We start from the raw sequence: 300 nt of genomic DNA, 5'->3' as shown, positions 1-300 counted from the left end.
GAGCATTAGTTTAGCTGGCTTAGGTGCGGGAACCTACTACGTTAATGTTTACGGTTGGAATGGTGCGAGTAACCCCAACTATAGCCTGACTATTGACCCCCGCGTTCTCAGTGGAAATGGTGGCGAAGACCGTTTTGCTCCTAATCACAGCTTTGAGGCTGCACACTATTTCGGTACTGTCAACTCACAGCTAGTCCAAAATGACCTGGTGATAGTATCGGGAAATGATGACTGGTTCAGCTTTACCACTGATGGAACTGCTGGCAGTGGTGCGGAGGTTCGTATTGACTTCCTCCACAG

The 300-nt window shown here is 49.0% G+C and carries 1 protein-coding gene; it reads left to right on the top strand.

Going from position 1 to position 300, the window contains the following annotated elements:
- On the top strand, nt 1-300 hold a 300-nt coding region (locus tag B9T16_RS29710; protein ID WP_410246495.1), incomplete at both ends, for a hypothetical protein.

The sequence above is a fragment of the Arthrospira sp. PCC 8006 genome (assembly GCF_046480465.1).
GTDB lineage: Bacteria > Cyanobacteriota > Cyanobacteriia > Cyanobacteriales > Microcoleaceae > Limnospira > Limnospira platensis.
The sequence above is the reverse complement of the archived record's forward strand: the minus strand, read 5'-3'. Positions and strand labels throughout refer to the sequence as shown.